This window comes from Leifsonia sp. 71-9 (genome assembly GCF_001898805.1).
Classification (GTDB): domain Bacteria; phylum Actinomycetota; class Actinomycetes; order Actinomycetales; family Microbacteriaceae; genus Leifsonia.
In genome coordinates this window covers 1-13,089 of the sequence record NZ_MKVJ01000004.1, presented here as the reverse complement: position 1 = coordinate 13,089, position 13,089 = coordinate 1, and the positions used below count along the sequence as shown (strand labels likewise).

Here is a 13,089-nt window from a genome sequence, read left to right as displayed (position 1 = left end):
GGGGCGGGGCGGCCTCAGGCGGGTTCGCCGACCGGCGGTTTCGGCGACGCCGCCTTCTTCGCCTTCGACTTCGCCTTCTTCGTGACGGCGTCCGGCGGTGCGGGCAGGAAGGGGTGGACGTCCGCGGCGGTGATGTGCTCGGCGAGTAGCTCTCCGGCGAAGTCCGTGGCGACCACCCGGCCGAGCCGGGACGACTCCCGGATCCCGCCCTCCGGCCGCGCGGGGATCTCGATCTGCTCCGTGACGACCGGCTCCCACGGAACCGCGTCGAGGATGTACTTGATCGAGTTGAGCCGCGACCGGCGCTTGTCCTCCGAGTCGACGATCACCCAGCGCGCCCACGGCACGTCGGTCTCGGCGAGCATCCGCTCCTTGGCGGCGGTGTAAGCGTCCCACCGGGTGATGGACTCGAGATCCATCGGCGACAGCTTCCACTGCCGCAGCGGGTCGACCGCGCGCGAGCGGAACCGCTTGTGCTGCACCGACTCCGACACCGAGAACCAGAACTTGATCAGGTGGATGCCGTCGTCGACGAGCATCTTCTCGAACGTCGGCGCCTGGTGCATGAAGCGCTCGTACTCTTCGTCGGTGCAGAAGCCCATGACGCGCTCGACCCCGGCGCGGTTGTACCAGGATCGGTCGAACAGCACGATCTCGCCCTCCGCGGGGAGGTGCTGCACGTACCGCTGGAAGTACCACTGGCCGCGCTCGCGCTCCGTGGGGGCGGGCAGTGCGACGGTGCGGGCGATGCGCGGGGAGAGGTATTGCGTGATGCGCTTGATTGCGGACCCCTTGCCGGCGGCGTCGCGCCCCTCGAACAGGATGACGACGCGCGCACCGGTCGCCTTCGTCCACATCTGGAGCTGCACGAGATCGGCCTGCAGCTTCTCGAGCTCGGCCCCGTACAGATCCAGCGGGATGCGGGGCTGCGTGCCCTCCCGGTTGCGCGTCATGCGATTCCCTCCGATTTCTACGATGCGTAGAATTCTACAGGACGTAGAAATCGGAGGGTTCGACGCGATCCGGTAGCGCGGATCAGCCGAGCGCGTCGCCCACGATGCGCTTGGCCTCCTCCTGCACCTCGCGCAGGTTCTCCTCGCCGACGAAGCTCTCGGCGTAGATCTTGTAGACGTCCTCGGTGCCGCTGGGGCGGGCCGCGAACCACGCGGTCGCGGTCTCCACCTTCACGCCGCCGAGAGGGGCGTCGTTGCCGGGGGCGCGGCTCAGCTTCGCGGTGATCGGCTCGCCCGCCAGCTCGGTCGCGGCGATCGCGTCGCCGTCGAGCTTGCCGAGGGCCGACTTCTGCGCGGGCGTCGCCGGGGCGTCGACGCGCTGGTAGACCGGGTCGCCGAAGCGCTCGGTCAGCTCGCGGTACAGCTCCGAGGGCGACTTGCCGGTCACGGCGCGGATCTCGCTGGCGAGCAGGGCGAGCAGGATGCCGTCCTTGTCCGTCGTCCACACCGAGCCGTCGAAGCGCAGGAAGCTCGCGCCGGCGCTCTCCTCGCCGCCGAAGCCGACCGAGCCGTCGATCAGGCCGGGCACGAACCACTTGAAGCCGACCGGGACCTCCCACAGCCGCCGGCCGAGCGACTCCGCCACCTTGTCGATGATCGAGGACGACACCAGCGTCTTGCCGACGGCGGCATCCTCCCGCCATCCCGTGCGGGTGCGGAACAGGTAGTCGATCGCGACCGCGAGGTAGTGGTTCGGGTTCATCAGGCCGCCGTCGGGCGTGACGATGCCGTGCCGGTCGGAGTCGGCGTCGTTACCGGTGAGGATGTCGTAGTCGGCGCGCCGCTCGACCACCGACGCCATCGCCGACGGACTCGACGGGTCCATCCGGATCTTGCCGTCCCAGTCCAGGGTCATGAAGCCCCACGCGGGGTCGACCTCGGGGTTCACGACGGTCAGGTCGAGCTCGTAGCGCTCCGCGATCGCCTGCCAGTAGTGCACGCTCGCGCCGCCGAGCGGGTCGGCGCCGATGCGGATGCCGCTCTCACGGATTGCCTTCACATCGATGATGTTCTCGATGTCGTCGACGTACCTGCCGCGGAAGTCGTAGGTCTCGACGCCGCTGGGCTCGGCCATGCGCACGTCCCGCATCCCGCCGGCGATGATGTCGTTGGCGCGCGCCGCGATCCAGCTGGTCGCGTCGGTGTCGGCCGGGCCGCCGTGCGGCGGGTTGTACTTGAAGCCGCCGTCCGCGGGCGGGTTGTGGCTCGGCGTGACGACGATGCCGTCCGCCTGGTCGGGGTGACCGGCCTTGTTGTACGCGATGATCGCGTGCGACACCGCCGGCGTCGGCACCCAGTCGTCGAACTCGTCCACGAGCACGCGCACCTCGTTGCCGACGAGCACGGCCAGCGCGGTCGTCATCGCGAACTCGCTCAGGAGGTGGGTGTCCGCGCCGATGAACAGCGGGCCTGTGATGCCCTGGCCGGTGCGGTACTCCACGATCGCCTGCGTCGTGGCGGCGATGTGGTCCTCGTTGAACGCGGTGTTGAGCGAGCTGCCCCGGTGACCGGAGGTGCCGAACACCACCCGCTGCTCCGGGATGCTCACATCCGGCTTGAGCTCGTAGTACGCGGTGCGCAGGGCGTCCACGTCGATGAGGTCGGAGGGCTGCGCGGGGGTGCCTGCTCGGGGATCCATGCCCCTATGCTTCCACGGTCGCCCGGCCGAGGGGAGTGGGGAGTGCGCTCATCGCTAAGCTGAACGCCATGTCCACAGACCCCGCCGAGCCCACCGCCGAGCTGCCCGCGTCCGTCGACGAGGTCTACAGCTTCCTGGGGCCGTCCGGGACGTTCACGGAGGCCGCGCTCGCGCAGGTGCCCGAGGCGCGCGGCAAGCGGTGGAAGGCCGTGAACAACGTGGGCGAGGCGCTCGCCGACGTCGTCGCCGGCCGCAGCGTCGCCGCGATGATCGCCATCGAGAACTCGATCGAGGGCGGTGTCTCGGTCGCGCAGGACGCCCTCGCGACCGTGCCGGGCCTGCGGATCGTCGGTGAGTACCTGGTGCCCGTCAACTTCGTCCTCGTGGCGCGGCCGGGCACGACCCTCGCCGACGTGCGCACCGTGAACGCGCATCCCGTCGCCTACGCCCAGTGCCACCAGTGGCTGGACGCGCACCTGCCCGAGCACGGGCACCTGCCCGCCTCGAGCAACGTCGCGGCGGCCGCCTCGCTGTTCGAGGGCAGCACGGCGGATGCCGCCGTCGCCCCGCCCGGGATCGTCGACCACCACGACGTGGTCGTGCTCGCCGAGAACATCGGCGACAACCCCAACGCCGTCACCCGCTTCGTGCTGGTGAGCACCGCGCGCAGCGTGCCGCCGGCGACCGGGGCCGACAAGACGAGCCTCATCGCCGAGCTGCCGGACGACCGCCCCGGCTCGCTGCTCGACCTCCTGGAGCAGTTCTCGACCCGCGGCATCAACCTGAGCCTCATCGAGTCGCGGCCGATCGGCGACGCGCTCGGCCGGTACCGGTTCGTCATGGACGCCGACGGCCACATCCACGACGAGCGCGTCGCGGACGCCCTGCTGGGCCTGCGGCGGTTCAGCCCGTCGGTGATGTTCCTCGGCTCGTACCCGCGCGCCGACCGCGTGCCGGTGGACTTCGACCAGCGCTACCGCGACGAGGTCTTCACCGAGGCGCGGCAGTGGCTCGCGTCGCTCACCGAGGGCGGCGCCGGGGAGACCCCGCAGGGGTAGGCTGCGCAGCAGCAGGAGGAGGTCGGAGATGATCGCGGACGACGAGCAGGACACCGCCCGCCCCGGCGGGTTCGACCCCCGCTACGACCCGGCGTTCCAGCGCGGCTACCGCGCACAGCCCGGTGAGCGCGCCCGCACCCGGGTGCGGGCCGTTACTCCGGCACCGGCTCGCGACCGGCCGCGCGCCGACGCGCGAGCTGCGGCCCCCGCACCGGAGGCGGCCGACTCCGCGTGGGAGGCGACGGTGTCTCCCGCGGGCGAGCTTCCCGTGCCGTCCGACCCCGTCTCCTTCATCGCCGAGGCGCCGACGCCGGCTCCCCAGGCCGTCGCCGAACCCGCGCCCGCCGTGGTCGCGGTCCCGAGCCTCCTCGCCGGCGCCGAGCTCTCGCCGCGGCGGAACCCGCTGATGCTCGCCCTGTGGATCACCGGTGCCGGGCTCGTCGTCCTGGGCATCGTCATCTACGCGGTGGCCGTCAACGCCTCCTACACGACCAGCTACAACGGCGCCGCGGGCGACGTGGGGATGCAGGTGCTGACCCAGATCGGCTGGGTGCTCGCCGGACCGATGATCACGATCGGCTTCGCGACCCTGGTCGCCCTCCTCTTCCTCACCGCGATCGCGGCCCGCCGCCGCGCCCCGTCGGCGGACGACGACGAGCCCGAGGACGACGAGCTCTAGGCCCGCTGCGGCGCCGCCGCGCACCGACCTGCGCGCCAGGACCTCCGTAACTCCGGCCTTCAGCCCCACCACGCCGCTCACCTCGCCGTAACTCCGGCGATCCGCGCCGTTCCGGCCCGGCTCGCCGGAACTCCGGAACTCCCGAACACCGGAACTCCGGTGATCGGCGTGGATTCGGGCGGGGGCGCCGGAAGTACGGTGAGGTGAGCGGCGTGGCGCGTGCGGGTTCCGGAGTTGCGGCGGTCCGGAGAGGCGGGCGCGGCTAGCGGCGGGGGACCCGCACGCGCAGGCCGCCCTCGTCGACGGCCAGGTCGAGCGCGACCACGTCGCCGAACGCGTCGCCGTCGAGCTCGAACGGCTCCGGCTGCTCCATCCGCAGCCGCACGTCCGCGCCGCGCAGATAGCTGAGCCGGGTGCGGATGGCGCGATCGGTGAAGCGGATGATGCGCCGGCCGAGCGCGCTCTTGCGCAGCACCCGGTTCTCCCACGTCACCTTGCGCCAGATCGTGAGCCAGCCGAAGACCGACTCTGGCTGCAGGATCGCCACGTCGAGCAGGCCGTCGTCCACCGCGCCGTCCGGGATGAGCTCCATGTTGCCGGGGAGGGTGCCGCAATTGGCGATCAGGATGGTGCTGACGCGCGCCGAGCGCTCCGGCTCGTCGTCGAGGCGGTACCGGATGCGCACCTTGTGGGCCTTGGGCAGCGCGCGGAAGCCGGCGTCGACGTAGGCGAGCCAGCCGACGCGCCGTTTGAGGGCCGGCCGGGCGTTCGCGATCATGGTCGCGTCGATCCCGACCCCCGCCATGACGAGGAACGTGTGCTCGGTGCGCTCGCCGTCCTCCCGGGTCGCGGTCGCGACGCCGAGGTCGATCGCGCGGGTGTCGCCGTCGAAGGCGATGGCGCACGCCTCCTCGACGTTCGCGTAGGGCACGCCGAGGTTGCGGGCCAGGAGGTTGCCCGTGCCTGACGGGAGCAGGCCGAGCGTCGCTCCGCGATCCCGCAGGGCCTCGGCGACGGCGCGCACCGTCCCGTCTCCGCCGGCGGCGAGCACGAGGGTCGCGCCCCGTGCCAGCGCCTCCCGCGCCTGGGCCTGGCCGCCCTCCTCCGGGGTCGTCTCGAGCCAGAGGAGCTCCACTCCGCCGGCCCGCGCAGCGGCGGCCTCGACGGCGGCGCGCACGCGGGGGACGTCGATGCGGACGGGGTTGTAGATCACGGCGACCGTGGCGTCCCGCGCCTCTCCCCGTCCGTTCACGGGCTTCACGCTACCTGTTCCCTGTGGAGAACCAGGAGACGCGGCGGCGCGGTCGATAAGCTGGGGCACGTGATCGATCCAGTCCTGCTCCGCGAGAACCCCGATGTCGTCCGCCGATCGCAGGAGGCGCGCGGAGATTCCGTGGAGGTCGTCGACGAGGCCCTGCAGGCCGACGTCGAGCGCCGCGCCGCCATCACCGCGTTCGAAGAGCTCCGCGCCGAGCAGAACGCCTTCGGCAAGCAGGTCGCCCAGGCGCCCAAGGAGCAGAAGAAGGAGCTCGTCGCCCAGGCCCAGGAGCTGGCCGGCCGGGTGAAGGAGGCGCAGCGCACCGCGAGCGACGCCGAGACCCGGTTCTCCGACGTGCTCCGCCGTATCGGCAACCCGATCATCGACGGCGTACCCGCCGGCGGCGAGGACGACTTCGTCGTCCTCAAGACGGTCGGCGAGATCCCCGCGTTCGACTTCGAGGCGCGCGACCACCTGGAGCTCGGCGAGCTGCTCGGCGCGATCGACATGGCCCGCGGCGCCAAGGTCGCCGGGGCGCGCTTCTCCTACCTGCGCGGCATCGGCGCCCGCCTCGAGATCGCCCTGATGAACATGGCGCTCGACAAGGCCGTCCGCAACGGCTTCATCCCGATGATCACCCCGACGCTGGTGAAGCCCGAGATCATGCAGGGCACCGGCTTCCTCGGCGCCCACGCCGACGAGGTCTACCACCTGCCGGCCGACGACCTCTACCTGACCGGCACGAGCGAGGTCGCGCTCGCCGGCTACCACGCCGACGAGATCATCGACGTGACGGAGCCGCTGCGCTACGCCGGCTGGTCCACCTGCTACCGGCGTGAGGCCGGCTCGGCCGGCAAGGACACCCGCGGCATCATCCGCGTGCACCAGTTCAACAAGCTGGAGATGTTCGTCTACACCCTCCCCGAGAACGCGGAGGCCGAGCACGGCCGCCTGCTCGGCTGGCAGGAGGAGATGATGCAGGAGCTGGGCCTCAGCTACCGCGTCATCGACACCGCCGCCGGCGACCTCGGCTCGAGCGCGGCGCGCAAGTACGACGTGGAGGCGTGGATCCCGACCCAGGGCCGCTACCGCGAGCTCACCTCCACCTCCAACTGCACCACCTTCCAGGCCCGCCGCCTGGAGGTGCGCCACCGCGGCGAGAACGGCAAGACCTCGCCGGTCGCCACCCTGAACGGCACGCTCGCCACCACGCGGTGGATCGTCGCCATCCTCGAGACCCACCAGCAGGAGGACGGGTCGGTGCGCGTCCCGGAGGCGCTGCAGCCCTACCTCGGCGGCCTCGAGGTCCTGGAGCCGATCGCCCGGTGAACGCCTCCGCTCCCGACGGCGCCGGCCGCCGCCTGCTCATCGCGCTCGACGTCGACGGCACGCTCATCCACGAGGACGAGACGGTCGGCCAGGCCGTCCGCGAAGCGGTGACGCGCGCGCGGGCCGCCGGTCACGAGGTGATGCTCGCCACCGGCCGCAGCTGGGAGACCGCGCGGCCCATCCACGAGACCTTCGGCCTCGACAGCGAGTTCGTCGTCTGCGCGAACGGCGCGCTCACCATGCGCCGCGACGAGACCGCCGACGAGGGATACCGGCGCGAGTTCGTCGAGACCTTCGACCCGACCGAGGTGCTGCGCACCATCCGGCCGCACCTGCCCAGCGGCAGCTTCATGGTGGAGGACCCGACCGGCTTCCGCCGCTACACCGCCGGCATGACCGACTGGGAGCTCGTCAACGCCGAAGAGGTGAGCTTCGAGGAGCTCTCCGACCACCCCGCCACCCGCGTGGTCGTCGTCTCTCCGCAGCACGATGAGGAGCAGTTCCTGTCGATCGTGGAGCGGATGGGGCTGCACAAGGTCAGCTACGCGATCGGTTGGACCGCGTGGCTCGACATCGCGCCGGACGGCGTCAACAAGGCCACCGCGCTCGAGCGCGTGCGCGCCGCCCTCGACATCCCGCTCTCCGACGTCGTGGCGGTCGGCGACGGTCGCAACGACATCGACATGCTCACCTGGGCCGCGTCCCAGGGCGTCGGCGCGGCGATGGGACAGGCGCCGGACGAGGTCAAGGCGGTCGCCTCCCGCGTCGTCGGCACCGTCGTCGAAGACGGTCTGGCGGAGCTGCTCGCCAGCCTCTGATCGGGGCGTTCCCCGTCCCGATCAGCCCTTTCGCCCGCATCGTCCAGATTTCTGCCAGGGTGATCTGCGAAGCTGAGAGATAGTGTGCCCGGCGATTCCGCGCCGGATCCGCTGCGTTTCCGTGAAGGGGAGTGAATGAACGAGGTGCCGACCCGTGCTCAGGCGCGTGCTCAGGAGAAGTCCGCAGGACCGACCATCGCCCGCCACGGCCGGCTGAAGCAGCACCACCCGTTCCGCACGATCCTCGCCGTGCTCGTCACCGTGGTCGCCGTCCTCGGCGTCTCGACGGCGGGCGTCGCCGCCTACGCCGTCCTCGACGTCAGCGGCACGGCCGCGGGAAACAAGGCGGTCACCCTGGTCGACGAGAAGGGCAACGCGGTCGTCCCCAAGGTCGGCGCCATGGACGGCGCGTTCAACGTGCTCCTCGCCGGCTCCGACAGCGGCGGCGGCAACGCGGCCTACGGTGACCGCGGCGAGGAGCTCAACGACGTGACGATGGTGCTCCACGTCTCCTCCGACCACAAGAACGCCACGGTCATCAGCTTCCCGCGCGACATGTTCGTCGCCATCCCGTCGTGCCCCGACCCCAAGGGCGGCAGCTTCGACGCGATGAGTCGGCAGAAGATCAACAGCTCGCTGAGCTACGGCGGCCTGGCCTGCACCGTGCTCACGGTCGAGAAGCTCACCGGCCTCGACATCCCCTACGCCGGCGTCATCGAGTTCGACGGCGTGATCGAGATGTCGAACGCGGTCGGCGGCGTCCCCGTCTGCGTCGCGGGTGACATCAACGACCCGTACACCGGCCTGGACGTGAAGGCCGGCGACAACACGCTCGAGGGCTCGCAGGCGCTCGCGTTCCTCCGCACCCGCCACGGCGTCGGCGACGGCTCCGACCTCGGCCGCATCAGCAACCAGCAGGTCTTCCTCTCGTCGCTCGTCCGCACGATCAAGAGCGCGGACACCCTGACCAACCCGCTGAAGGTCTACGGCCTGGCCAAGGCGGTGGTCGGCAACATGAAGCTGTCCGACAGCCTCCAGAACGTCACCACCATCGCGTCGATGGCCGTGGCGCTCAAGGACATCGACGTCAGCAAGGTCGTCTTCGTCCAGTACCCGAACCACTACGTGGACGGCGGAGTCGCCCCGACGGTCGACGCGGCGGACACCCTGATGGCGGCGCTGAAGAACGACCAGCCCGTCACCCTCACCGGCGACACCGGCATCGGTTCGGAAGCGGCTGCCGGGGGCGCGGCGACGCAGGCCCCGGCCGCTCCGACCGACCCGGCGACCCAGGCTCCGGCCGACGGCTCGACCGGTGGCACGAGCGGGGGCTCCACGGACGCCGGCACGGGCGGCTCCGTCACGCTCCCCTCGGACGTGCACGGCCAGACCGCCGCCGAGGTCACGTGCTCGAAGCCCTTCCAGGACTGACCCCTCCGCCGAGGTTCACGACGTTGCGCTCATTCCGGGCGGAATGAACGCAACAACGTGAACTTCGGCGTTCGGTAGAATCGGGCGACGCCGGTCTCCGGCGCCAGGAGGGCTGTCCGAGCGGCCGATGGAGCCAGTCTTGAAAACTGGTGGGCAGAAATGTCTCGTGGGTTCGAATCCCACGCCCTCCGCCAAAGAATGGGCGCCTCGATCCCAGTAAATCACTGGGATCGAGTCTTTGTCGCCAGACCTGCGGCGCTCGATTTGACAACAAACTGACAACAAACGCCGCCGCGAGGTGGTGATCCGGGGCCTCTTTCTGCGATCGCGGGCGTCGCACATGCCGATTGTCAGCGGCTACCGCTTCAATGTTGACATGATCGATGTCGGCTGGCTTCTCGATACGTGGCGCGCTGCCAGGTGGGAAGCGATCGTCATGATCTGGAACGCGATCGTGGCAGACGTCATCGCCTATCCGTGGTTCGTTTTCGTGCTCGCTGTCGTTGTCCTAGGGGCCGGCGTCAAAGGATTGGGCAAGCTAGCTAAATACGTTGGCGGCGCTTACTGGTCTGCTCACCACTGAAGACTGACGCTCCGCGAGATGCGGTCGTGCCACAGACCGTCTGGCTGCGCCGTCCAGAGCTTCAGCTACCGCGTCCAGGTCGTCATCGAAGAGGTCCGCGTAGACGTCCAGCGTCATCGCGGCTGAGGCGTGGCCGAGCATCCTTTGGACCGCCTTCACGTTGGCTCCCGCGCTCACGGCGAGGCTGGCGGCGGTGTGCCGCAGGTCGTGGACGGTCATCGGGTCAAGGCCGGCCCTGTCGAGTGCGCTCTTGAACCATGTCCGTTGACCCCGTGTGGCTCGCTTCATGTGCTCACCGAACCGGCCGGAAAACAGCAGGTCGTTCGGCTCCTTGCCTGCGGCTGCGCCGGCCAGCGCGTCGATGAGGAATGCCGGGAACGGCACCGACCTACGCTTATGACTCTTCGGAGTTCCGACGATGGTGGCAGGACCAACCTCTACCGCGTTTTCCGAGATGGCGAGTCGGCGGCGAGTGAAGTCGACGTCGCGCACGCGGAGGGCGATGACTTCGCCCCAGCGAAGGCCGGTGTAAGCCAGTAGGAGAACGAGGGGTTCGTGTTTGCCGCTGGCGTAGGCGAGGTCGTGAACCTGTTGATGGGTGAGGTACCGGTGCGCGCGCGGAACCTTACGGGGCAATCGCGATCCGCGGGCTACGTTGACCGGCACGCGCCGGTCCTTTACGGCGATGTCCAGGATTCCGGCAAGCACACCGAACGCCCGCAAGACGGTCGTCGCCGACCTTTCTGCGCTCAAAGATGTTACCCAGGCCTGGACATCCGAGTGTCGTACGTCACCGACGGGGACGCGTCCCCAGCGCGGCTCAACCTGGAGTCGCCATGCGATCTCGAGCGGTCGGAGCGAGGACGGTTTGAGGTGAGTCTGGTTGGCTAGCCACTCAACTCCGAGCGATGCGATGGTCACCCTCGCCGCACTTGCATCGATGTACTCGCCGCGCGCCTTGTTCGTCTCGACTGTGGCGAGGTAGAGCTCGGCTTCACGCTTCGTCTTGAATCCGCGCTTCGTGGTCTGACGGTGGTCAGGGGTGCGGTACATGACGCGATAACGTCGGCCACCAGCCGACTCGTATGACAGAACGCTGCCCATCTCGCCCTCCTCTTAGGGTGCTGCCACCTCTTCGATGCCCGCGGAGGTGAGAAGCGCTGCGACGCGCTCCAGTTCGCGCTCGACCAGTTCCAGGCGTGCCTCGACGCTTGAGTCGAATGTGAGATCGGAGTCTCCGGACGCCGCTCCGACGTCGCGAACGATCCGAAGGCGGTCAAACTCACGTCGAAGGGTCCCGAGCTGGCGAAGCGAGTTCAGGATGGAGATGTCCACGCGTTCGGCGGCCGATCGAGGCCGATACGAACTCGATGGGGTCGCTGAAAGCCAGCAATCGAATTCGGTCACGGTCATTCCGTCGAAGTCCTCGCCGAGATTCTGCAGGTCGAGTTTGGCGTCGGGCCGTCCGATGGGCGAGAGCAGCATACTGATCGGCACATCGAGCCCCCGGGCGATATTCAAGAGCTGGCTGACGCTGATGTCGGCCTTCCGGCCGGATTCGATGTTCTCCAGGATCGCGGGGGTGATGTTCCCGCCCGGAATCGCCTCTGCTAGGTCGCTCGTCGTGCGAAATCCACGTTCACGTCGCGCCAATCTGATGCGCGCGCCGATGCTGGTCTCAGATCGGAAGTCTGCCATTTCGACAGCCTATCCCCATTTCTGTTGTCAAGTCGTGGAATTGTTGCTATGGTCGTTTCAACAATTGCAGCACTCCTGAGTTGTCGAAACGGAGGAGATGAGATGACAGGAGAATTCATTCAGCCTGCTGAGGTGGTTGAGCTCACTGGGCTGTCCATCGCAGCGCTTGCCCAGCTCCGGTATCACGGTAAGGGCCCGCGCTTCTATAAGCCGACCCCGCGCACTGTGCTCTACAAGCGGACGGAGGTGTTGGCATGGCTGGAAGCGAGCGCGCAGACGAGGACCGGAGCATACGCGTAGTCGAGCCGTCGACAGAGCCTCCCGGCGTCATTCAGGACTTCGTGGATGGATACCTCGTCCCGGTGGATCCGATGGACGATCTGAAGTGCGGAAGCTGTCAGTAGAACAGCTGGTACACCCCGGCGTGCCGCCGAGGTGTCACCCCTGTTCGGGGGTAGCGTGCAGCACCAAATGGAGCGGCTGATTCTTACCCTCTTCACCGTATCGCTGGCCTCGCTAAGCGGGTCAGGGCGGCGGTGACGCGTCGTGGCTGAGACTCCCCAACTTCAGAGTCGAGGTCGCCACTCCACCATCGAATCCGGGCGCGCCGCCCCGAAGCCCATATCCCCGGCGCAGCTCGGAACATCCAACCTTCCTAATCCAAGGAGGGCTCCTGCGCGCCCATTCGCGCTGACATAGCCCTGTTCTGACGAGCCGTCCCCGGCTCGAACCCGGTCCTTCGCAGTAGCCACTTCCATGCAAGGAAGGTTGTGATCTCGTGGCTGGAGGAACCCAAGTCCGCTCGCGGACGGATGCTCTTCTCACGGAGTTGCTCCGTGAAGTCGACACGTTGCGACCGTACGTCCGCTTTCAATTGCGCGGCTGGCCGAATGAGGTCGACGCCGTTCTGCAAGTCGCCCGGGAGACGGTCTGGCACCGATCCTCCACGTACGACCCGGAGCGGGGGTCACCACACGCCTTCGTCTTCGGCATCACCCGTCACGTCGTGCTCCGGGAGATCGAGCGGAAGTATGGCCCGACGGACGACGTCACTGTCGACGTCGACGTGGAGTCCGAATCGGACATCGACCCGCTCGAGGCGATGATTCGCCGCTTTGACGCGCACCGGTGGATGGTGCTGGTCGCCGATTACGTCGGCGCATCCGACTGGCACGTGATGAGCGACCTGAGCCTGGCCGACGGCGACGCCGAGCGGGTGGCAGAAGCCCACCAGCTGTCCAAGCGCGGTGTCCGCACGATCCGCGAGCGGGTGTGCCAGACCGCACGAACCGTGCTCGCCGCCCTTGCAGCCGCGGATGCGGGACTGCCAATGACCGGTTCGGTGATCGTGTCCTGCGTGCCCGAGACCGGCGGTTTTCGGGAAGTCGCCGAGATGATCGGCGACGACGCAGACACCATCGCAGCTACTCTCCACATCCATCCCGGATCGGCGCGAGCCCGGATCGCGACCGCCAAGCGATTGCTGATGATCGCCCGGGACGTCCTCGAGCTGGAGAAGGCGGCATGATCGGCGCAAGTGCCGCGGCCGCCCATGCGGTGTCGCATCCAAAGACGACACGGAA

Annotated in this window: 12 protein-coding genes and 1 tRNA gene; 8 read left to right on the top strand and 5 right to left on the bottom strand. The window is 68.9% G+C overall.

Features of this window, described 5'->3' with window-relative positions:
* Positions 1-14 precede the first annotated feature (14 nt).
* Positions 15-953, bottom strand: a complete 939-nt coding sequence (ppk2, locus tag BGO91_RS03725) for a polyphosphate kinase 2 (protein ID WP_290471530.1) — start codon at positions 951-953, stop codon at positions 15-17.
* A gap of 82 nt (positions 954-1,035) precedes the next feature.
* Positions 1,036-2,652, bottom strand: a complete 1,617-nt coding sequence (gene pgm, locus BGO91_RS03720) for a phosphoglucomutase (alpha-D-glucose-1,6-bisphosphate-dependent) (protein ID WP_290471529.1) — start codon at positions 2,650-2,652, stop codon at positions 1,036-1,038.
* A gap of 68 nt (positions 2,653-2,720) precedes the next feature.
* Here pgm and pheA point away from each other — a divergent pair, with 68 nt between their 5' ends.
* The gene (gene pheA, locus BGO91_RS03715) at positions 2,721-3,710 is read left to right on the top strand and encodes a prephenate dehydratase (RefSeq protein WP_290471528.1); all 990 of its coding nucleotides are present in this window, start codon (positions 2,721-2,723) and stop codon (positions 3,708-3,710) included.
* Between the two features lie 28 nt (positions 3,711-3,738).
* A complete protein-coding gene (locus BGO91_RS03710) occupies positions 3,739-4,389 on the top strand; it encodes a hypothetical protein (protein WP_290471527.1) in 651 nt (216 codons plus the stop codon).
* Positions 4,390-4,651: 262 nt separating this feature from the next.
* Here BGO91_RS03710 and BGO91_RS03705 read toward each other — a convergent pair whose 3' ends face one another.
* On the bottom strand, positions 4,652-5,641 hold the full coding sequence (locus BGO91_RS03705) for a diacylglycerol kinase family protein (RefSeq protein ID WP_290471526.1): 990 nt from the start codon (positions 5,639-5,641) through the stop codon (positions 4,652-4,654).
* A 69-nt stretch (positions 5,642-5,710) separates the two neighbouring features.
* Here BGO91_RS03705 and serS point away from each other — a divergent pair, with 69 nt between their 5' ends.
* The 5 genes from serS (at position 5,711) to BGO91_RS03680 (ending at position 9,808) form a co-directional block, all read left to right on the top strand.
* The gene (gene serS / locus BGO91_RS03700; protein ID WP_290471525.1) at positions 5,711-6,976 is read left to right on the top strand and encodes a serine--tRNA ligase; all 1,266 of its coding nucleotides are present in this window, start codon (positions 5,711-5,713) and stop codon (positions 6,974-6,976) included.
* Positions 6,973-7,794 (top strand): HAD family hydrolase, encoded by an 822-nt coding sequence (locus tag BGO91_RS03695; RefSeq protein WP_290471524.1) that lies wholly within the window; start codon positions 6,973-6,975, stop codon positions 7,792-7,794. The genes serS and BGO91_RS03695 overlap by 4 nt, the downstream gene beginning before the upstream one ends.
* Positions 7,795-7,929: 135 nt before the next feature.
* Complete coding sequence (locus BGO91_RS03690) at positions 7,930-9,225, top strand: LCP family protein (RefSeq protein WP_290471523.1); 1,296 nt, start codon at positions 7,930-7,932, stop codon at positions 9,223-9,225.
* Between the two features lie 106 nt (positions 9,226-9,331).
* Positions 9,332-9,419: transfer RNA gene (locus BGO91_RS03685), tRNA-Ser, on the top strand.
* A gap of 182 nt (positions 9,420-9,601) precedes the next feature.
* Positions 9,602-9,808, top strand: coding sequence for a hypothetical protein (locus BGO91_RS03680; RefSeq protein WP_185275410.1), 207 nt, complete (start codon positions 9,602-9,604; stop codon positions 9,806-9,808).
* On the opposite strand, the gene BGO91_RS03675 is transcribed toward BGO91_RS03680, so the two are convergent.
* The gene (locus BGO91_RS03675; RefSeq protein WP_290471522.1) at positions 9,764-10,912 is read right to left on the bottom strand and encodes a site-specific integrase; all 1,149 of its coding nucleotides are present in this window, start codon (positions 10,910-10,912) and stop codon (positions 9,764-9,766) included. The genes BGO91_RS03680 and BGO91_RS03675 overlap by 45 nt on opposite strands.
* Before the next feature lie 12 nt (positions 10,913-10,924).
* Positions 10,925-11,506, bottom strand: coding sequence for a helix-turn-helix transcriptional regulator (locus tag BGO91_RS03670; RefSeq protein ID WP_290471521.1), 582 nt, complete (start codon positions 11,504-11,506; stop codon positions 10,925-10,927).
* A gap of 778 nt (positions 11,507-12,284) precedes the next feature.
* On the opposite strand from BGO91_RS03670, the gene BGO91_RS03665 reads away from it, so the two are divergent.
* The gene (locus tag BGO91_RS03665; protein WP_290471520.1) at positions 12,285-13,034 is read left to right on the top strand and encodes a sigma factor; all 750 of its coding nucleotides are present in this window, start codon (positions 12,285-12,287) and stop codon (positions 13,032-13,034) included.
* Positions 13,035-13,089 lie beyond the last annotated feature (55 nt).

Bases quoted from the DNA above. Each gene is read 5' to 3' on its own strand.
- ppk2 (WP_290471530.1), bottom strand. From the start codon at position 953: ATGACGCGCAACCGGGAGGGCACGCAGCCCCGCATCCCGCTGGATCTG.
- pgm (WP_290471529.1), bottom strand. From the start codon at position 2,652: ATGGATCCCCGAGCAGGCACCCCCGCGCAGCCCTCCGACCTCATCGAC.
- pheA (WP_290471528.1), top strand. From the start codon at position 2,721: ATGTCCACAGACCCCGCCGAGCCCACCGCCGAGCTGCCCGCGTCCGTC.
- BGO91_RS03710 (WP_290471527.1), top strand. From the start codon at position 3,739: ATGATCGCGGACGACGAGCAGGACACCGCCCGCCCCGGCGGGTTCGAC.
- BGO91_RS03690 (WP_290471523.1), top strand. From the start codon at position 7,930: ATGAACGAGGTGCCGACCCGTGCTCAGGCGCGTGCTCAGGAGAAGTCC.
- BGO91_RS03680 (WP_185275410.1), top strand. From the start codon at position 9,602: ATGATCGATGTCGGCTGGCTTCTCGATACGTGGCGCGCTGCCAGGTGG.
- BGO91_RS03675 (WP_290471522.1), bottom strand. From the start codon at position 10,912: ATGGGCAGCGTTCTGTCATACGAGTCGGCTGGTGGCCGACGTTATCGC.
- BGO91_RS03670 (WP_290471521.1), bottom strand. From the start codon at position 11,506: ATGGCAGACTTCCGATCTGAGACCAGCATCGGCGCGCGCATCAGATTG.